Origin of the sequence: Actinomadura sp. 3N407, assembly GCF_052245875.1 — a bacterium.
GTDB lineage: Bacteria > Actinomycetota > Actinomycetes > Streptosporangiales > Streptosporangiaceae > Spirillospora.
The window spans coordinates 348,877-366,693 of sequence record NZ_JBQQBP010000005.1 but is presented as its reverse complement, the minus strand read 5'-3'; the positions used below and the strand labels follow the sequence as shown (position 1 = coordinate 366,693).

Sequence of the window (17,817 nt, the reverse complement as noted above, 5' to 3'; positions counted from 1 at the left end):
CCGATGAGCCGTTTTCATCGGGCACTCCCCTGACACGCTCCCCGGCAATCGTCGCCCCCCTGACATGACCATGAGATCAAGTCTGGCAAAGATCAGGCCCGCCGTCCCGTTTGGGAACGGCGGGCCCTCACGAATATCGAGCAAACGCTCGGCCAGGTCACGCGGCGAATTACTTCTTGTCGCCCTCGGACTCGGCGTCCTCGGCCTTGGCAGCGTCCTCGGCCTTGGCAGCGTCCTCGGCCTTCGCGGTGTCCTCGGCGGCGTCCCCGGTCTCCGGCTCGGCCTTGCTGAGCGTCACGTCGCCCTCGGCGGGGAGCTCCTCGTCGCTGACCTTGGGTGCCGGGGCCGCCTTGTCGGCCGGCATCTGCTCCTGCACCAGCTCGATCACGGCCATCGGGGCGTTGTCGCCCTTGCGCGGCCCGATCTTGGTGATGCGGGTGTAGCCGCCGGGACGGTTCGCGAAACGCGGCGCGATCTCGGTGAAGAGCTCGTGCACGACGCCCTTGTCCCGGATGACCCGCGCCACCTGGCGGCGGTTGTGCAGGTCGCCCTTCCGGGCCTTGGTGATCAGCTTCTCCGCCAGCGGACGCACCCGCCGGGCCTTGGCCTCGGTGGTGGTGATCCGGCCGTGCTCGAACAGCGCCGTCGCCAGGTTGGCCAGGATCAGCCGCTGGTGCGCGGCGCTGCCGCCGAGGCGGGTGCCCTTGGTGGGCTTGGGCATGGTGCTTCCTTCCTGCGCCGGCCGTACCAGGTACCGGCGTCAGCTGGTTCCGGACGGCCGGGGGACGGGCCCCCGGCCACCGGAATCGGATATGTCAGTACTGCTCGGTCTCGGCGTAGCTCTGGTCGTCGTCGCCGTAGTTGTCCGCCGCCGCGCTCGGGTCGAACCCGGGCGGGGAGTCCTTCAGCGACAGGCCCATGTCGTTGAGCTTCTGCTTGACCTCTTCGATCGACTTGGCGCCGAAGTTGCGGATGTCGAGCAGGTCCTGCTCACTGCGGGCGACGAGCTCGCCCACCGAGTGGATCCCCTCGCGCTTGAGGCAGTTGTAGGAGCGGACGGTGAGGTTCAGCTCCTCGATCGGCAGGGCCAGGTCCGCGGCGAGGGCGGCGTCCGTCGGGGACGGGCCCATGTCGATGCCCTCGGCCTCGACGTTGAGCTCCCGGGCGAGGCCGAACAGCTCGACGAGGGTCTTGCCGGCGGAGGCCACCGCGTCGCGCGGCAGCATCGACTGCTTGGTCTCCACGTCCAGGATGAGGCGGTCGAAGTCGGTGCGCTGCTCGACCCGGGTCGCCTCGACCTTGTAGGTGACCTTCAGCACGGGCGAGTAGATGGAGTCGATCGGGATCCGGCCGATCTCCTGGCCCGGCTGCTTGTTCTGCGCGGCCGAGACGTAGCCGCGGCCGCGCTCGACCGTCAGCTCCATCTCCAGCTTGGCCTTGTTGTTCAGCGTGGCGATGTGCAGGTCCGGGTTGTGGACCTCGACGCCCGCCGGCGGCGCGATGTCGGCCGCGGTCACCTCGCCGGGGCCCTGCTTGCGCAGGTACATGACGACGGGCTCGTCGTGCTCGGACGAGACGACGAGCTCCTTGAGGTTCAGGATGATGTCGGTGACGTCCTCCTTGACCCCGGGCACGGTGGAGAACTCGTGCAGGACGCCCTCGATCCGGATGCTGGTGACCGCCGCACCGGGAATCGAGGAGAGCAGGGTACGACGCAGCGAGTTGCCGATCGTGTAGCCGAAGCCCGGCTCCAGCGGCTCGATGGTGAACCGCGACCGGTACTCGTCGACCTGCTCTTCGGTGAGAGTGGGACGCTGAGCGATGAGCATGGTGGTGCCTTCTTTCCGCGGTGCCCGCTATTTGACGACCGCGTTCTTGAGTGTTCCCCGAACCGCCGGGATCCCACGGAACGAGCCGCGAAATCCCGGCGGACGCAGAGCCCTTACTTGGAGTAGAGCTCGACGATCAGCTGCTCCTGGACGGGAGCGTCGATCTGCTGCCGGACCGGCAGTGAGTGCACGAGGATCCGCATCTTCTCGCCGTCGATCCCGAGCCAGGCCGGGACGGGACGGTCGCCGACCTCGGCCTTGGCGACCTGGAACGGCGTCATCTCCAGCGACTTGGGCTTGACGTCGACGATGTCGGCCTCGCCCACCAGGGCCGACGGGATGTCGACCTTCTTGCCGTTGACCCGGATGTGGCCGTGGCGGATGAGCTGACGGGCCATGTCGCGGGACTTGGCGAAGCCCGCGCGGTAGACCACGTTGTCGAGGCGGCGCTCCAGGAGGGTGAGCAGGTTGTCACCCGTCTTGCCCTGCTGGCGGTTGGCCTCGACGTAGTAGTTGCTGAACTGCCGCTCCAGCACGCCGTAGATGCGCTTGGCCTTCTGCTTCTCACGGAGCTGCAGCAGGTACTCGGTCTCCTTCGGCCGACCGCGGCCGTGCTCACCCGGAGGGTAAGGACGGATCTCGATCGGGCACTTGGGGCCCTCGCACTTGCTGCCCTTGAGGAACAGCTTCATCTTCTCGCGGCGGCAGAGTTTGCAGTCCGCACCGGTGTAACGTGCCATTGTTCTAGATCTCCCCTGCCTCAGACCCGCCGGCGCTTGGGCGGACGGCAGCCGTTGTGCGGAACGGGCGTGACGTCCTGGATCGAGCCCACCTCCAGGCCGGTCGCCTGCAGCGACCGGATGGCGGTCTCGCGGCCCGAGCCCGGGCCCTTCACGAAGACGTCGACCTTGCGCATGCCGTGCTCCATCGCGCGCCGGGCGGCGGCCTCGGCGGCCTGCTGCGCGGCGAACGGGGTGGACTTGCGCGAGCCCTTGAAGCCGACATGGCCCGAGGAGGCCCAGGAGATCACGTTGCCGTTGGGGTCGGTGATCGAAACGATCGTGTTGTTGAACGTGCTCTTGATGTGGGCGTGCCCGTGAGCGACGTTCTTCTTTTCCTTGCGGCGCACCTTCTTGGCGCCGACACGGCTCTTAGGAGGCATCTATACTGCTCTCTCTACTCTTGAGGTCATCGATCCGGTGACGGCCCCGGTCAGGGACCGTGCGGACTACTTCTTGCCGACCTTCTTCTTGCCGGCCACGGTCTTCTTCTTGCCCTTGCGGGTACGCGCGTTGGTCTGCGTGCGCTGACCGTGCACGGGAAGCCCGCGGCGGTGCCGGATGCCCTGGTAGCACCCGATCTCGATCTTGCGGCGAATGTCCGCCTGGACCTCGCGGCGAAGATCACCTTCGATCTTGTAGTTCGTCTCGATCCAGTCGCGCAGCTTGATGATCTCTTCGTCGCCCATCTGGTGGACGCGGAGGTCGCCGCTGATGCCGGTGCCCTCAAGGGTCTCCAGCGCCCGCGTCCGGCCGATGCCGAAGATGTAGGTGAGAGCGACCTCCAGGCGCTTTTCGCGCGGGAGGTCGACGCCGAGGAGGCGTGCCATCGTGGGCAGTTCCCTTCATTTCGCGGAGGTATGGACGCATCGCGTCCGCACACACCCTGCCCGGGTGGCGGCCCCGGCCTCCGGCGGTCCGAGGGTGCTCCTCCACACGACGGTGCCGCACGTCCCGACTGGGGGACGTACGGCCACGTGCGAAGGCTGCGATGCGCTTGCTGTTGTGGGCTGTGCGTCAGCCCTGGCGCTGCTTGTGGCGCGGGTCGGAGCAGATCACCATGACCCGGCCGTGCCGGCGGATGACGCGGCACTTGTTGCAGATCTTCTTCACGCTCGGCTTGACCTTCACTGGGTCTCCTAGGGATCAGGGTCACCCCCGCGCCGCCACGCACGGGGAAGGCAACCCCAGTGGGATTGATGGATTTACTTGTAGCGGTAGACGATCCGACCGCGCGTGAGGTCGTAGGGGCTCAACTCCACAACGACGCGGTCGTCCGGCAGGATCCGGATGTAGTGCATCCGCATCTTGCCGCTGATGTGGGCGAGCACCTTGTGCCCGTTGTCGAGCTCCACCCGGAACATGGCGTTCGGGAGGGACTCGATGACGGTGCCCTCGATCTCGATGGCCCCTTCTTTCTTGGGCATGTCCTCCGCGCTTCACTGGTCGGCTCATTGGACTTCGGCCCGGGCTCTCCGAGGAGAATCGGCCACAACCCACCGCCACGACGCTTGAAGCGTCCGGAACAGGGAATCAGGCGGCCGACGACGGACCGACAAAGGAGTCTACGTCAACCGGTCGCCTTATGCGAAATCAACGCATGATACGGGTCGGGAGACCGCTCCCGAGCCAAGCATACATCGCCTGCGCGTTGTACCTTTCGAGGAGAGATACGTCCGAGGAGGGTCAGCATGCCGAGCTATGACTTCGCGCTGATCCTCAGCCGTCCGCTCTACGAGGACGAGCTGGACCCCCTGTTCGACCGCACGCACGGCGCGGTCACGGTATCGATCATCAGTGAGCCCCAGCACGCCGAACGTCCCGGCAACGCGTCCTGCTCCTGGCCGGGCCGCACCCTCGCCGTGGCGATCATGGAGGTGGTGGAGCACGTCGAGACCAGCGCGCCCGGCGTGCACGTCCTGCAGGTCGAGGCCGACCCGCTGCTGACGATCCGCGACATCAGCGAGCGGGTCGGGCGGTCCCTCGACTCGGTCCGGCACGCGATCACCGGTTCCCGCGGCGTCACCGGCTTCCCCTCGTCGGAGATGTCGACCGCCGGGCACCGGCTGTGGCGCTGGTCCAAGGTGGCCGCCTGGTACGAGGTGGACGACCCGCAGCTCGTCGAGGCCAAGCCGACCGTCCAGGCGATCAACGGCTGGCTCGCCCTCCGCGACGTGGTTCCCGACGTGGCCCCCGCGCCCGAGGAGATCACCTCGGCGCTGTCCCTGGTCATCCCGCACGTCGCCTGAGCGGCGGCCGGGGCGCTCACCGGGCGGGAGGGCACCGCTCGGGGTCCGGTGCGGTGTCGGAGTACCGGCCGGCCGGTACGACCCGGCCGTCCGGGAGCGGATGCGTCGCCGGACCGGCGGGCATGCGCATCCCCATGACCCCGGACCGGCGGGACGCAGGGTGGCGATACGTCCACGGCCCGGGAACCCGGTGGGTCCAGGCGTTCCGGCGGGGCCCGGGTCGACAGTGGGGCCGCGGGGCGCGAAGATCGTCCCGGCGCCCCGGGGGTGGTTCGGGGGGTGCCTCGGCCACGCGTCCGTGATGTGCTTGGGCAAGGGGGAGAGGATCGATGGCGATCATCGCGCAGTTGAGCGATATCCACCTGGCGGCCGGTCGCGACGGGCAGGTCGACGACGGCTCCGGGCCGGTACGCGCGCTGCGGGCCGCCGTGTCGAGCCTGCTCTCGCTGCCCGCCCGCCCCGACGCCGTCGTGCTCACCGGCGACCTCGCCGACGGCGGCCGGCCCGCCGAGTACGCCCGCCTTCACGCGCTGCTGTCCCCGCTGCCGATGGCCGTCTACCCGATGCCCGGCAACCACGACGACCGCGACGAGATGCGCAAGGTGTTCAACGACCATCCGGCGGTCTCGGAGACGGGGATCGTTCCACAGGCCCCCGTCCAGTACGCCGTCGACGTGGCGGGCGTGCGGCTCGTCTGCTGCGACACCACCGTGGACGGCCACCCGCACGGGCACATGAGCGAGGACCGGCTCGCCTGGCTCGACACGACGCTCGGAGCCGCCCCCCGCACCCCGACGGTCGTCGCCACCCACCATCCCCCGTTCCCGATCGGGATCCGGTTCATCGACGACATGCGGTTCGTCGACCCCGCCGGCTTCGCGTCCGTGATCTCCAGGCACCGGCAGGTGGTGCGCCTGATCTCCGGGCACGTCCACCGCGGCTCGGTCGGCTCGCTGGCGGGGACCGTCAGCACCACGTGCCCCAGCACCTACCGGCAGCTGTTCCTCGACCTGACCCAGCCGGGCCGCGCCGCGGTCACCGGGGAACCCGCGGGGTTCGCCATCCACCTCGTCGGCGAGGACGGCACGGCCACCACCCATTTCGTCCCGACGGGGAACTACCGCCCCCTGATGGACGTCGAGTGAGCACGGCGAAGCGGCCCTGCGCGCGGGGCCCCCGTCCGGTCGGCGGCCGTCCGGTCAGCAGCCGTCCGACCGGTTGCCGAAGAGCGTCCGGACGAGCAGGATCGCGCCCCACGGACCCACCACCCACACCCACCACGGGTACAGCCAGCCGGTCGAAAGGGCGATGATCAGCCAGATCGTGAAGTTGATCCCGCCGACCGTCGCCCACGCCGCCCACATCGCCCGGTTGCCGGTGATGTCCAGCTCCCGCGACGGGACCCTGGCCGGCGACGCGGTGCTCTTCGGCTGCGACGCCGGGACGGGAAGCTGGTAGAGGTCCTCCTCCGGCAGATCCGCGGTGACCTCCTGGAGCTCCCCGACGGTCTTCGCCCCGTACACCGCCTCCAGCCGCTCCTGCAGCTCGTCCACGGTGATGCGGCCCTCGCCGCAGTGGTCCCGCAGGCTCGCCGCCACCCGGTCGCGGTCGGCGTCCGAGGCCCGGATGTCTGGGTTCGGCGCCATCGTTCCTCCGCTCAGCAAAGAAGCATCAATTCCCATTATGAAGGGACGAACGCGCTGAGCCTCCGGCAACGGCGTCAGTCCTTGGCGTAAGCCTCGGCACCGAGCTTCGCGAACCGCTCCCGGCCCTCGTCCAGGGCCGTCAGCACGCGCGGCCCGTCGGGCGTGACCGCGAACGTGTGCTCGAAGTGCGCCGAGGAACGCCCGTCGAGGGTGACGACGGTCCAGCCGTCGTCCAGCTCCACGGTCTCCTTCGTGCCGAGGTTCACCATCGGCTCCACCGCGAAGCACATCCCCGGCTCCAGGACGGGCCCGTGCCCCGCCGCGCCGTGGTTCGGGATGAGCGGGTCCATGTGCATCTCGGTGCCGATGCCGTGCCCGCCGTAGCCCTCAACGATGCCGTAGGCGCCCTGAGAGCGAATGTGAGCCTCGATCGCGTGCGACATGTCCGTGAGCCTGGCCCCGGCCCTCCCGGCCGCGAGACCGTGCCACAGGGACGCCTCGGTCACCTCCAGGAGCCGCCGCAGCTCCGCGGAGATCTCCCCCACCGGAACGGTGATCGCCGCGTCGCCGTGCCAGCCCTCGACGATCGCGCCGCAGTCGATGGAGATGACGTCGCCGTCCGCCAGCACCTTCCCGGCGTCCGGGATGCCGTGCACGATCTCCTCGTTGATCGACGCGCAGATCGTCCCGGTGAAGCCGTGGTAGCCCTTGAAGGACGGGACGCCGCCGTTGTCGCGGATGTGCCGCTCGGCCAGCCGGTCCAGGTCCAGGGTCGTGATCCCGGGCTTGACGGCCTCCCGCAGAAGCTCCAGCGTCCGGCCGACCAGCAGCCCCGCCGCGCGCATCAGCTCGATCTGCTCCGCGGTCTTCATCTGGATCTCGGGCCTACGTCGTCTGAACATCTCTCCCCCTGAACAGGGCCGCCCGAACCATCGTCAGCACCTCCGCCCACGCACGACCCGCCCATACCACCGGGCGCGGCGGAGCGGTGGGGACGCGGAGCCGGGGCCCCGCGTCCCCACCGTCACTTCTCCAGCGGGCGGAGCGCGGTCAACGCGCGCTTGGTGACCTCTTCGACCGGGCCGGTCGCGTCGATGCCGACGAGGATGTGCTCGTCGGCGTAGAACTGCACCAGCGGGGCCGTGTCCTGCTTGTAGACCTCCAGCCGATGCATGACGACCTCTTCCTTGTCGTCGTCGCGCTGGAACAGGCGCCCGCCGCAGTCGTCGCAGATGTCGTCCTGTTTGTCGTCGAAGTCGACGTGCCAGATCCGCCCGCACTTGTCGCAGGTGCGCCGGCCCGACAGCCGCCGGACGACCTCGTCCTCGTCGACCACCAGCTCCAGGACGATGTCGAGCCGGGTCTCCCACTCGGCGAGGATCTTCTTCAGCGTCTCCGCCTGCGGGACGTTGCGCGGGAACCCGTCCAGCAGGAACCCGTCGCGGGCATCGTCCTCGCCGAGCCGGTCGCGCACCATCGCGATCGTTACCTCGTCGGGCACCAGGTCGCCGCGGTCCATGTACTGCTTGGCCTGCCGGCCGAGCTCGGTGCCGCCGCTCACGTTGGCGCGGAAGATGTCACCTGTCGATATCTTCGGGATGGACAGATGAGATGCGATGAACTGGGCCTGCGTCCCCTTGCCCGCTCCAGGGGGGCCCACCAGGACGATACGCACTACCGCAGGAAACCCTCGTAGTTGCGCTGCTGCAGCTGACTCTCGATCTGCTTCACGGTATCCAGTCCGACGCCGACGATGATGAGGATGCTCGCGCCGCCGAAGGGGAACTCCTGGGTCGCGTTCAGGAGTGCGAACGCCACCATCGGAATCAGGGACACGAGCCCCAGGTACAGGGCACCGGGTGTGGTGATCCTGGTCAGCACGAAGTCGAGGTATTCGGCGGTCGGCCGTCCAGGGCGGATACCTGGGATGAACCCACCATACTTCTTCATGTTGTCGGCTACTTCAGTGGGGTTGAACGTGATCGCCACGTAGAAGTAGGTGAAGAAGATGATGAAGCCGAAGTAGACCGCCATGTGCCAGGGGTTGTCCTGCTGCAGGTACGGCTGGGCCTTCTGCAGCCACTTGGTGTCGGGCCACAGCTGGGTCGCCAGAACCGGCAGGTAGAGCAGCGACGACGCGAAGATGATCGGGATGATGCCGGCCTGGTTCACCTTCAGCGGGATGTAGGTCGAGGTCCCGCCGTACATGCGGCGGCCGACCATGCGCTTGGCGTACTGGACGGGGATGCGCCGCTGAGCCTGCTCGACGAACACGACACCGGCCATGATCGCCATGCCGACGATCAGCACCACCGCGAAGACGAAGCCGCCCTTGGCCTTGTAGATGCTCCAGAACTGGGCGGGGAAGATGGCCACCACCTGCGTGAAGATCAGCAGCGACATGCCGTTGCCGACACCCCGGTCGGTGATCAGCTCACCCAGCCACATGATGACCGTGGTGCCCGCCACCATGCAGATGACCATCGTGACGATCGGGAAGATGCTCGTCTCGTACAGGATGTCCCCGGCGCCGGACACGCCCTGGAACAGCTGCCCGGTGCTCGCCATCGCCACGATGCCGGTGGCCTGCAGAATCGCCAGCCCGACCGTCAGATAGCGGGTGTATTGGGTGATCTTCGTCTGTCCTGCCTGGCCCTCCTTCTTCAGGGCCTCCAGACGCGGGATCACCACCACGAGGAGCTGAAGGATGATGCTCGCCGTGATGTAGGGCATGATGCCCAGCGCGAAGATCGACAGTTTCAGCAGCGCACCGCCGCTGAACAGGTCGACCAGACCATAGAGCTGATTGCTCTCTTTGGCCGCGTCGGCGGTCTCCTTGAGCACACTCACGTTCACGTTCGGCGTCGGGACGATCGACCCGAGCCGGAACACCAAGATGATGAACAACGTGAACAACAGTTTTTTACGCAGGTCAGGCGTACGGAAAGCCCGAGCGAACGCGGTCAGCACCATTCCTCCTGCGTGACTGGCGAGTTCATGGCCGCCGAGGGGCCGGTTACAGGTCCATGATTTCGGGCGGAGGATACCCGCTGAGATACCGGAGTGCGGAATCTCACCCGGATCGCCTTCGCCCGTGTGACTCTAACAGCAGATGGCACCGGGGCCGTCCCGCCCGCCGCACGGACCTCACGGCCCCCGGCGCAAGGCGAACACGGCCCCGGCATCTGAGGTGTCTCTTCCTACAGCTCGTCGGCGGTACCACCGGCGGCGGCGATCTTCTCCTTGGCGGCACCGGAGAAGGCGTGCACCTTCACCTGAACCGCTACGGAGATGTCGCCGGCGCCGAGGACCTTGACGGGACGGCCGCGGCGGACGGCGCCCTTGGCCGCCAGATCCTCCGCGGTGACCTCGCCGCCCTCCGGGTAGAGCGCGGCGAGCCTGTCGAGATTCACCACCTGGAACTCGACCCGGTTCGGGTTCTTGAAGCCCTTCAGCTTCGGCACCCGGCGGATCAGCGGCATCTGGCCGCCTTCGAAACCGACGGGGACGGTGCTGCGGGCCTTGGTGCCCTTGGTGCCGCGGCCCGCGGTCTTGCCCTTGGACGCCTCGCCGCGGCCCTTGCGGACCTTGGCCTTCTTGGCGCCGGGGGCCGGACGCAGGTCGTGCACCTTGAGCGGGGTGCCCTCGGGGACGTCCTTCTTACCGAGATCAGCCGCCATGTCAGTCGACCTCCTCGACGGTGACCAGGTGGGACACCGTCCGGATCATGCCGAGCACCTCGGGGCGGTCCTCCCGGACCACGCTCTGCCCGATCTTCTTCAGGCCGAGGGTGCGCAGCGTGTCACGCTGGTTCTGCTTCTCGCTGATCACCGACTTGATCTGCGTGATCTTGAGGTTGCTCATGAACCGGCCACCTCCGGCCTCGGTTCACTGCCCGCGGCACGGGCCCGCAGCATCGCCGCCGGAGCGACGTCCTCGATCGGCAGGCCGCGCTTGGCCGCGATCTCCTCGGGACGCTTCAGCGCCTTCAGACCCGCGATCGTCGCGTGGACGATGTTGATCGCGTTGTCGCTGCCCAGCGACTTGCTCAGCACGTCCTGGATGCCGGCGGCCTCCAGAACCGCGCGCACCGGGCCGCCCGCGATCACACCGGTACCGGGGCTCGCCGGACGCAGCAGGACCTCGCCCGCCGCGTCCCGCGCCTGCACCAGGTGCGGGATGGTGCCCTGGATCCGCGGCACCTTGAAGAAGTGCTTCTTGGCCTCCTCGACGCCCTTGGCGATCGCCGCGGGCACCTCCTTGGCCTTGCCGTAGCCGACGCCGACGGTGCCGTTGCCGTCACCGACGATCACCAGGGCGGTGAAGCTGAAGCGACGACCGCCCTTGACGACCTTGGCGACACGGTTGATCGCCACGACCTTCTCGATGTACGACTGGCCCTTGTCGGCGCCACCGCGGCGGTCGTCGCGGCGATCGCGACGGTCGCCACCCTGACCGCCACCACGCCTCTGCGCTGCCATCAGTGGTTCCTCTCGTTTGCCTTGTCGAGGGCCATCAGACCTCCAGGCCCCCCTCGCGCGCACCGTCCGCGACGGCGGCGATGCGGCCGTGGTACTTGTTGCCGCCGCGGTCGAACACCACAGCGGAGACTCCGGCCTCCCGGGCACGCCTGGCGATGAGTTCGCCGACCTTGCGGGACTTGGCCGTCTTGTCGCCGGAGTCGGCGCGCAGGTCCGCCTCCATCGTCGACGCGCTGGCCAGCGTGTGGCCCTTGTCGTCGTCGATGACCTGGACGAACACGTGCCGGCTGGAACGGGTCACGACCAGGCGAGGCCGCACGGCGCTGCCGAGGACCTTCTTGCGGACCCGCAGGTGCCGGCGCTTGCGAGAAAGCACGCGACCGCTCGTGGCCTTGCCGGCCAGGGTCTTGGTGCCTGCCATGACTACTTACCAGCCTTTCCGACATCTGGGAAACGCGCGGCGGATGTGCTCATCCTCATCACTTGCCGGCCTTTCCGACCTTGCGGCGGATGTGCTCACCCTCGTACCGCACGCCCTTGCCCTTGTACGGGTCGGGCTTGCGCAGCTTGCGGATGTTGGCGGCGACCTCGCCGACCTTCTGCTTGTCGATGCCCTCGACGATCAGCTGGGTCGGGCGCTCCACCGTGAAGTTGATGCCCTCGGGGGGCTCGACGGTGATCGGGTGGCTGTATCCGAGCGAGAACTCCAGGTTCTTGCCCTTGGCCACCACACGGTACCCGACGCCCTGGATGACCAGGGTCTTCTTGTAGCCGTCGGTCACACCGACGACCATGTTGTTGATCAGCGTCCGGGTGAGCCCGTGCAGACCGCGCACCTTGTTGATGTCGTTCGGCCGGGTCACGGTCAGCGTGCTGCCGTCCAGCTGAACCTCGATGGGTTCGACGACGGTGTGCGACAGCGTGCCCTTCGGCCCCTTGACGGTGACCTCGCGGCCGTCGACGGTGACCTCGACGCCGCTGGGCACGGTGATGGGGTGACGTCCGATTCGAGACATTGCTAGAACCCTCCCCTCACCAGACGTAGGCGAGGACTTCGCCGCCCACGCCGCGCTTGCCCGCCTGCCGGTCGGTCATCAGGCCGGAGGACGTCGAGATGATCGCGACGCCCAGCCCGCCGAGGACCCGGGGCAGGTTGTCCTTCTTCGCGTACACGCGCAGACCCGGCTTCGAGACGCGCTTGATCCCGGCGATCGAACGCTCCCGGGTCGGGCCGAACTTGAGCTCGATCAGGAGCTTCTTGCCGACCTCGGCGTCCTCCACGGTCCAGCCCGAGATGTAGCCCTCCTGCTGGAGGATCTCGGCGATGTGCGCCTTGATCTTCGAATACGGCATGGCCACGCTGTCGTGGTACGCCGAATTCGCGTTCCGCAGACGCGTCAGCATGTCTGCGATCGGGTCGGTCATCGTCATGGCCTGCTGGCCCTCCTCGCCGCGGTTTCCTCGGGTCGATGTGGCCCGTGGACCTTCGGCGCGGTCATGGGCACCCTCGCGGGTGCCCGGTCGGTCATTACTGGCCGGCGTCCGCCCCCGAGGATCGTCGCCCCGGGGATCGCGGTCACCAGCTGGACTTCGTGATGCCAGGCAGCTCGCCGCGGTGGGCCATCTCCCGGAAGCACACGCGGCACAGGCCGAACTTCCGGTAGACGGAGCGCGGACGCCCGCAGCGCGAGCACCGAGTGTAGGCGCGCACGCCGAACTTCGGCTTCCTCGCCGCCTTGGCGATCAGCGACTTCTTCGCCATGTGCTCAGCTCTCCTTGAAGGGGAAGCCCAGGAGCTTGAGCAGCGCCCGGCCCTCGTCGTCGTTCTTCGCGGTCGTCACGACCGTGATGTCCATGCCCCGCTGCCGGTCGACCTTGTCCGGGTCGACCTCGTGGAACATGACCTGCTCGGTCAGCCCGAAGGTGTAGTTGCCGTTGCCGTCGAACTGCCTCGGCGACAGGCCGCGGAAGTCACGGATGCGGGGCAGCGCCGTGGCGAGCAGCCGGTCCAGGAACTCCCACATCCGGTCGCCGCGCAGCGTGGCGTGCGCGCCGATCGGCATGCCCTCGCGCAGCTTGAACTGCGCGATGGACTTCTTGGCCCGGTTCACGGCCGGCTTCTGGCCGGTGATCAGCGACAGGTCGCGGATCGCGCCCTCGATCAGCTTGGCGTCCTTGGCCGCGTCGCCGACGCCCATGTTGACCACGATCTTGGTCAGCGTGGGGATCTGCATGACGTTGGCGTAGCCGAACTGCTCGCGCATCTGTCCCGCGATCTCCTCGCGGTAGCGGAGCTTCAGCCTCGGCTTGGGGACGGGGCGGGCGTCGGTCTGCGTCTCGGTGACGGTGTCGGTCATCGGTCTCAGATCTCCTTACCGCTACGGCGCGAGATCCGAACCTTCGTGCCGTCCTCGTTGATGCGGTAACCGACCCTGACCGGCTTGCCGTCCTCGACGATGGCGACGTTGCTGACGTGCAGCGGCGCCTCCATCGTGACGCGGCCGCTCTCCCTGCCGGCACGCTGCTGGTCGGCCTTGATGTTCTTGGTCATGAGGTTGACGCCCTCGACGACGACGCGCTCGGCGCGCGGGTCGACGCGCAGGACCTTGCCCGTCGCACCCTTGTCCTTGCCGGCGAGGACGACGACCTCGTCGCCCTTACGAATCTTCATCAGAGCACCTCCGGCGCGAGCGAGATGATGCGCATGAACTTCTTCTCGCGCAGTTCGCGGCCCACCGGGCCGAAGATACGGGTGCCGCGGGGGTCGCCGCCGTCCTTGATCAGAACGGCGGCGTTCTCGTCGAAGCGGATGTAGGAGCCGTCCGGGCGCCGGCGCTCCTTGCGGGTGCGCACGACGACGGCCTTGACGACGTCACCCTTCTTCACGCCCGCGGCGGGAAGGGCGTCCTTCACCGTCGCGACGATGACATCGCCGACTCCCGCGTAGCGCCGACCCGAGCCACCGAGAACCCGGATGCAGAGGATCTCCTTCGCACCCGTGTTGTCGGCGACTTTGAGTCGCGACTCCTGCTGGATCACGTCAACTCCTGTTCGTCACACCGGTTCTGATCGCCGCGCCCGGCGGGCGCCGGCGATCAGCCTGGTGGAACCAGTAATTACTTGGCCTTCTCGAGGACCTCGACCACACGCCACCGCTTGGTGGCCGACAGCGGGCGGGTCTCCATGAGACGGACGCGGTCGCCGACACCACACTCGTTGGCCTCGTCGTGCGCCTTGTAGTTCTTCGTGCGGCGGATCACCTTGTGGTACCTGCGGTGGGTCACGCGGTCCTCGACGGACACGACCACGGTCTTGTCCATCTTGTCGCTGACCACGAGCCCTTCGAGGACCTTGCGGGTGGCCCGCTTCTCGGTCTGCTGGTCGGTCATTCTTCTTCCTCCACGGCGTCCTCGACCGTGACGATGCCGAGCTCGCGCTCCCGCATCACGGTGTAGATGCGGGCGATCTCGCGCTTCACGGTGCGCAGCCGCCCGTGGCTCTCAAGCTGGCCGGTGGCGGCCTGGAAGCGGAGGTTGAACAGCTCCTCCTTGGCCTCCTTGAGCTTGGTGACCAGGACGTCCTCGGGCTCGGTCCGCAGGTCGTCGGCGGTAACTCCCTTGGCCATCAGCCCTCACCCACTTCCCGCTTGACGATCTTGCACTTCATCGGAAGCTTGTGGATCGCGCGTGTGAGGGCCGCCCGGGCGATCTCCTCGTTCGGGTAGGAGAGCTCGAACAGCACCCGGCCCGGCTTGACGTTGGCGACCCACCACTCGACCGAGCCCTTGCCGGAACCCATGCGGGTCTCGGCGGGCTTCTTCGTCAGCGGCCGGTCCGGGAAGATGTTGATCCAGACCTTGCCGCCGCGCTTGATGTGCCGCGTCATCGCGATACGCGCGGCCTCGATCTGCCGGTTGGTCACGTACGCGCTCTCGACGGCCTGGATGCCGTACTCGCCGAACGTCACCCTGGTCCCGCCCTTGGCCATGCCCCTGCGCTTCGGGTGGTGCTGCTTGCGGTGCTTGACCTTGCGAGGGATCAGCATGGGTTACTCAGCTCCCCTCACCCTGCGGAGCAGCTTCGGCCGTCTGCGCCGGCTGCTCGGAACTCTGCTGCTGCTTCGGCGCGCCGCCGCGCTCGCCGCCACCGCGCTCGCCGCCACCGCGCTCGCCGCCGGCGCCACCGGCGCCGCCACGGCCACCACGGCCACCGCGGCCGCCGCCACGGCGGTCACCGCGACGCTCACGGCCACCGCCGCCGGGGCCACCGGCCGCACGCTGCTGCGCGGCCTGCTGCTCGCGCTCGGCGCGCGTCGACGCGGCCTCGCCCTTGTAGATCCACACCTTGACGCCGATGCGGCCGAACGTCGTCCGGGCCTCGTAGAAGCCGTAGTCGATGTCGGCGCGCAGCGTGTGCAGCGGGACCTGGCCCTCGCGGTAGAACTCCGACCGCGACATCTCGGCACCGCCGAGACGGCCGCCGCACTGCACCTTGATGCCCTTGGCGCCCGACTTCATCGCCGACTGGATCGCCTTGCGCATGGCGCGGCGGAACGCGACCCGGCTGGACAGCTGCTCGGCCACGCCCTGCGCGACGAGCTGCGCGTCGATCTCGGGGTTCTTCACCTCAAGGATGTTCAGCCGGACCTGCTTGCCGGTCAGCTTCTCCAGGTCGCCGCGGAGACGCTCGGCCTCCGCGCCGCGGCGGCCGATGACGATGCCCGGCCGGGCGGTGTGAATGTTGACCTCTACACGGTCACGGGTCCGCTCGATCTCCACCTTGGAGATGCCCGCCCGGTCCATGCCCTTCTGTAGCATGCGCCGGATCTGGACGTCTTCCTTGACGTAGTCCTTGTAGAGCTTGTCGGCGAACCACACGGACTTGTGGTCGGTGGTGATGCCGAGCCGGAACCCGTGCGGGTTGATCTTCTGACCCACTACCGGGCCCTCCTCGTCTTCTTACCGCCGCCGGACGCCCCGCTGGAGGCCTCTTCGCGCGACTCCACGACCACCGTGATGTGGCTCGTGCGCTTGTTGATGCGGTAAGCCCGGCCCTGGGCGCGGGGACGGAAACGCTTGAGCGTCGGCCCCTCGTCCACCCACGCACGGCTCACGACCAGCGTGTCCGAGTCGAGCTTGAAGTTGTGCTCGGCGTTGGCGATGGCACTCGCCAGCACCTTGCCCACAGGCTCACTCGCAGCCTGGGGGGCGAACCGCAGCACCGCCTGAGCCTCCGCGGCAGGCAGGCCGCGGATGAGGTCCACCACGCGGCGGGCCTTCCTGGGCGTGACGCGGATGAACCGCGCCTGGGCCCTGGCTTCCATCGCTGTTCCTCTCCGTACGATTACTGCCTGCTCAGCCTCGGCGGCTGCGGCGGTCTTCCTTGACATGGCTGCGGAACGTCCGCGTCGGCGCGAATTCGCCGAGCTTGTGCCCCACCATGGCGTCGGTGATGAACACCGGGACGTGCTTGCGGCCGTCGTGCACGGCGATCGTGTGACCGATCATGTCCGGCACGATCATGGAGCGCCGCGACCACGTCTTGATGACGTTCTTGGTGCCCTTTTCGTTCTGCGTGTCCACCTTCTTCATAAGGTGGTCGTCCACGAACGGGCCCTTCTTAAGGCTACGTGGCATGACGAGCGACTCCTACCGCTTCTTCTTGCTGCGACGACGGACGATCAGCCGGTCGCTCGACTTGTTCGCCTGGCGAGTGCGGCCTTCCTTCTTGCCGGCCGGGTTCACCGGGTGCCGGCCACCGGAGGTCTTGCCCTCACCACCACCGTGCGGGTGGTCGATCGGGTTCATGGCCACACCGCGGACGGTGGGGCGCTTGCCCTTCCAGCGCATGCGGCCGGCCTTGCCCCAGCTGATGTTCGACTGCTCGGCGTTGCCGACCTCGCCGACCGTCGCGCGGCACCGCACGTCCACCATCCGCATCTCACCGGACGGCATGCGCAGCGTGGCGTACTTGCCCTCCTTGGCCAGCAGCTGGACGCCGGCGCCCGCACTGCGGGCGATCTTGGCGCCGCCGCCGGGCCGCAGCTCGATGGCGTGGATGACGGTACCCGTCGGGATGTTGCGCAACGGCAGGCAGTTGCCCGGCTTGATGTCGGCGCCCGGCCCGTTCTCGACACGGGCGCCCTGCTTCAGGCCGCGCGGGGCGAGGATGTAGCGCTTCTCGCCGTCCACGTAGTGCAGCAGCGCGATCCGCGCGGTCCGGTTCGGGTCGTACTCGATGTGCGCGACCTTCGCCGGGACGCCGTCCTTGTCGTGCCGGCGGAAGTCGATCACGCGGTAGGCGCGCTTGTGCCCGCCGCCCTGGTGCCGGGTCGTGATGCGGCCATGGTTGTTGCGGCCGCCCTTCTTGGGGAGCGGACGCAGCAGCGACTTCTCCGGCTCACTGCGTGTGACCTCGACGAAGTCGGCCACGCTGGAGCCGCGACGACCCGGAGTCGTCGGCTTGTAGTTACGGATGCCCATCTTATTCGTTCATCCCTTGTCTGCCCCGGGGCTCCCGGCCGGCTAGGCCGGGCCTCCGAAGATGTCGATCCGCTCGCCCTCGGCGAGGCTGACGATGGCGCGCTTGGTGTCCTTGCGCTTGCCGTAGCCGAACCGGGTGCGCTTGCGCTTGCCCTGCCGGTTGAGCGTGTTCACGTTCGTGACCTTGACCCCGAACACCGACTCGACGGCCTGCTTGATCTGCGTCTTGTTGGCGTCCGGGCGGACGACGAAGGTGTACTTGTTCTCGTCCAGCAGCCCGTAGCTCTTCTCCGAGACGACCGGCGCGATGATGATGTCGCGGGGGTCGGCGATCTTGTTCATGGCGACCCTC

31 protein-coding genes are annotated in these 17,817 nt (G+C 68.1%); 2 read left to right on the top strand and 29 right to left on the bottom strand.

The window, feature by feature from the left end:
* Positions 1-169: 169 nt before the first annotated feature.
* The 7 genes from rplQ to infA form a co-directional block, all read right to left on the bottom strand.
* Positions 170-721 carry a 50S ribosomal protein L17 gene (rplQ, locus tag ACTWPP_RS15325; RefSeq protein ID WP_443104895.1) on the bottom strand — a complete coding sequence of 184 codons (552 nt, stop codon included), beginning with the start codon at positions 719-721 and terminating at the stop codon, positions 170-172.
* A gap of 94 nt (positions 722-815) precedes the next feature.
* On the bottom strand, positions 816-1,829 hold the full coding sequence (locus ACTWPP_RS15320; protein WP_392905405.1) for a DNA-directed RNA polymerase subunit alpha: 1,014 nt from the start codon (positions 1,827-1,829) through the stop codon (positions 816-818).
* A gap of 113 nt (positions 1,830-1,942) precedes the next feature.
* On the bottom strand, positions 1,943-2,569 hold the full coding sequence (gene rpsD / locus ACTWPP_RS15315) for a 30S ribosomal protein S4 (RefSeq protein WP_443104894.1): 627 nt from the start codon (positions 2,567-2,569) through the stop codon (positions 1,943-1,945).
* A 20-nt stretch (positions 2,570-2,589) separates the two neighbouring features.
* The gene (rpsK, locus tag ACTWPP_RS15310; protein ID WP_021596710.1) at positions 2,590-2,991 is read right to left on the bottom strand and encodes a 30S ribosomal protein S11; all 402 of its coding nucleotides are present in this window, start codon (positions 2,989-2,991) and stop codon (positions 2,590-2,592) included.
* 66 nt (positions 2,992-3,057) lie between these two features.
* Positions 3,058-3,438 carry a 30S ribosomal protein S13 gene (gene rpsM / locus ACTWPP_RS15305; RefSeq protein WP_443104893.1) on the bottom strand — a complete coding sequence of 127 codons (381 nt, stop codon included), beginning with the start codon at positions 3,436-3,438 and terminating at the stop codon, positions 3,058-3,060.
* Positions 3,439-3,625: 187 nt separating this feature from the next.
* A complete protein-coding gene (gene rpmJ, locus ACTWPP_RS15300; protein ID WP_021596712.1) occupies positions 3,626-3,739 on the bottom strand; it encodes a 50S ribosomal protein L36 in 114 nt (37 codons plus the stop codon).
* A 74-nt stretch (positions 3,740-3,813) separates the two neighbouring features.
* Positions 3,814-4,035 (bottom strand): translation initiation factor IF-1, encoded by a 222-nt coding sequence (gene infA, locus ACTWPP_RS15295; protein WP_018657567.1) that lies wholly within the window; start codon positions 4,033-4,035, stop codon positions 3,814-3,816.
* Between the two features lie 264 nt (positions 4,036-4,299).
* On the opposite strand from infA, the gene ACTWPP_RS15290 reads away from it, so the two are divergent.
* Positions 4,300-4,857, top strand: coding sequence for a hypothetical protein (locus ACTWPP_RS15290; protein ID WP_443104892.1), 558 nt, complete (start codon positions 4,300-4,302; stop codon positions 4,855-4,857).
* A 329-nt stretch (positions 4,858-5,186) separates the two neighbouring features.
* On the top strand, positions 5,187-6,002 hold the full coding sequence (locus tag ACTWPP_RS15285) for a phosphodiesterase (RefSeq protein ID WP_443104891.1): 816 nt from the start codon (positions 5,187-5,189) through the stop codon (positions 6,000-6,002).
* A gap of 54 nt (positions 6,003-6,056) precedes the next feature.
* Here the strand turns inward: ACTWPP_RS15285 and ACTWPP_RS15280 are convergent, their stop codons facing one another.
* From ACTWPP_RS15280 to rplW, 22 genes are all read right to left on the bottom strand, one after another.
* Positions 6,057-6,503, bottom strand: a complete 447-nt coding sequence (locus ACTWPP_RS15280; RefSeq protein WP_443104890.1) for a DUF1707 SHOCT-like domain-containing protein — start codon at positions 6,501-6,503, stop codon at positions 6,057-6,059.
* Positions 6,504-6,577: 74 nt separating this feature from the next.
* Positions 6,578-7,405, bottom strand: a complete 828-nt coding sequence (map, locus tag ACTWPP_RS15275) for a type I methionyl aminopeptidase (protein WP_443104889.1) — start codon at positions 7,403-7,405, stop codon at positions 6,578-6,580.
* Between the two features lie 122 nt (positions 7,406-7,527).
* The gene (locus ACTWPP_RS15270; RefSeq protein WP_443104888.1) at positions 7,528-8,178 is read right to left on the bottom strand and encodes an adenylate kinase; all 651 of its coding nucleotides are present in this window, start codon (positions 8,176-8,178) and stop codon (positions 7,528-7,530) included.
* Entirely contained in the window at positions 8,178-9,476 is a 1,299-nt protein-coding gene (gene secY / locus ACTWPP_RS15265; RefSeq protein WP_443104887.1) for a preprotein translocase subunit SecY, read from the bottom strand. The genes ACTWPP_RS15270 and secY overlap by 1 nt, the downstream gene beginning before the upstream one ends.
* A 227-nt stretch (positions 9,477-9,703) precedes the next feature.
* Entirely contained in the window at positions 9,704-10,183 is a 480-nt protein-coding gene (gene rplO / locus ACTWPP_RS15260; protein WP_443104886.1) for a 50S ribosomal protein L15, read from the bottom strand.
* A gap of 1 nt (position 10,184) precedes the next feature.
* A complete protein-coding gene (gene rpmD / locus ACTWPP_RS15255) occupies positions 10,185-10,367 on the bottom strand; it encodes a 50S ribosomal protein L30 (RefSeq protein ID WP_358448862.1) in 183 nt (60 codons plus the stop codon).
* Positions 10,364-10,984, bottom strand: a complete 621-nt coding sequence (gene rpsE / locus ACTWPP_RS15250) for a 30S ribosomal protein S5 (protein ID WP_443104885.1) — start codon at positions 10,982-10,984, stop codon at positions 10,364-10,366. Before rpsE ends, rpmD begins: the two co-directional genes overlap by 4 nt.
* Positions 10,985-11,018: 34 nt before the next feature.
* Entirely contained in the window at positions 11,019-11,405 is a 387-nt protein-coding gene (rplR, locus tag ACTWPP_RS15245) for a 50S ribosomal protein L18 (RefSeq protein ID WP_443104884.1), read from the bottom strand.
* A 58-nt stretch (positions 11,406-11,463) separates the two neighbouring features.
* Positions 11,464-12,000 carry a 50S ribosomal protein L6 gene (gene rplF, locus ACTWPP_RS15240; protein WP_443104883.1) on the bottom strand — a complete coding sequence of 179 codons (537 nt, stop codon included), beginning with the start codon at positions 11,998-12,000 and terminating at the stop codon, positions 11,464-11,466.
* A gap of 16 nt (positions 12,001-12,016) precedes the next feature.
* A complete protein-coding gene (gene rpsH / locus ACTWPP_RS15235; RefSeq protein ID WP_358448868.1) occupies positions 12,017-12,415 on the bottom strand; it encodes a 30S ribosomal protein S8 in 399 nt (132 codons plus the stop codon).
* Positions 12,416-12,560: 145 nt separating this feature from the next.
* Positions 12,561-12,746, bottom strand: coding sequence for a type Z 30S ribosomal protein S14 (locus ACTWPP_RS15230; protein ID WP_018657585.1), 186 nt, complete (start codon positions 12,744-12,746; stop codon positions 12,561-12,563).
* 4 nt (positions 12,747-12,750) lie between these two features.
* Entirely contained in the window at positions 12,751-13,341 is a 591-nt protein-coding gene (gene rplE, locus ACTWPP_RS15225; RefSeq protein ID WP_443104882.1) for a 50S ribosomal protein L5, read from the bottom strand.
* Between the two features lie 5 nt (positions 13,342-13,346).
* Positions 13,347-13,655, bottom strand: coding sequence for a 50S ribosomal protein L24 (rplX, locus tag ACTWPP_RS15220; protein WP_443104881.1), 309 nt, complete (start codon positions 13,653-13,655; stop codon positions 13,347-13,349).
* On the bottom strand, positions 13,655-14,023 hold the full coding sequence (gene rplN, locus ACTWPP_RS15215) for a 50S ribosomal protein L14 (protein WP_358448874.1): 369 nt from the start codon (positions 14,021-14,023) through the stop codon (positions 13,655-13,657). Before rplN ends, rplX begins: the two co-directional genes overlap by 1 nt.
* A gap of 77 nt (positions 14,024-14,100) precedes the next feature.
* The gene (gene rpsQ / locus ACTWPP_RS15210) at positions 14,101-14,373 is read right to left on the bottom strand and encodes a 30S ribosomal protein S17 (RefSeq protein WP_443104880.1); all 273 of its coding nucleotides are present in this window, start codon (positions 14,371-14,373) and stop codon (positions 14,101-14,103) included.
* On the bottom strand, positions 14,370-14,609 hold the full coding sequence (gene rpmC / locus ACTWPP_RS15205; protein WP_443104879.1) for a 50S ribosomal protein L29: 240 nt from the start codon (positions 14,607-14,609) through the stop codon (positions 14,370-14,372). The genes rpsQ and rpmC overlap by 4 nt, the downstream gene beginning before the upstream one ends.
* A complete protein-coding gene (rplP, locus tag ACTWPP_RS15200) occupies positions 14,609-15,028 on the bottom strand; it encodes a 50S ribosomal protein L16 (RefSeq protein ID WP_443104878.1) in 420 nt (139 codons plus the stop codon). Before rplP ends, rpmC begins: the two co-directional genes overlap by 1 nt.
* A 7-nt stretch (positions 15,029-15,035) precedes the next feature.
* On the bottom strand, positions 15,036-15,920 hold the full coding sequence (gene rpsC, locus ACTWPP_RS15195) for a 30S ribosomal protein S3 (RefSeq protein WP_443104877.1): 885 nt from the start codon (positions 15,918-15,920) through the stop codon (positions 15,036-15,038).
* Positions 15,920-16,306, bottom strand: a complete 387-nt coding sequence (gene rplV, locus ACTWPP_RS15190) for a 50S ribosomal protein L22 (protein WP_132200472.1) — start codon at positions 16,304-16,306, stop codon at positions 15,920-15,922. Before rplV ends, rpsC begins: the two co-directional genes overlap by 1 nt.
* A gap of 31 nt (positions 16,307-16,337) precedes the next feature.
* A complete protein-coding gene (gene rpsS / locus ACTWPP_RS15185) occupies positions 16,338-16,619 on the bottom strand; it encodes a 30S ribosomal protein S19 (protein ID WP_358448886.1) in 282 nt (93 codons plus the stop codon).
* A 12-nt stretch (positions 16,620-16,631) separates the two neighbouring features.
* The gene (rplB, locus tag ACTWPP_RS15180; protein WP_443104876.1) at positions 16,632-17,465 is read right to left on the bottom strand and encodes a 50S ribosomal protein L2; all 834 of its coding nucleotides are present in this window, start codon (positions 17,463-17,465) and stop codon (positions 16,632-16,634) included.
* Positions 17,466-17,507: 42 nt separating this feature from the next.
* Positions 17,508-17,807 (bottom strand): 50S ribosomal protein L23, encoded by a 300-nt coding sequence (gene rplW, locus ACTWPP_RS15175; protein WP_358448890.1) that lies wholly within the window; start codon positions 17,805-17,807, stop codon positions 17,508-17,510.
* Between the last annotated feature and the right edge of the window lie 10 nt (positions 17,808-17,817).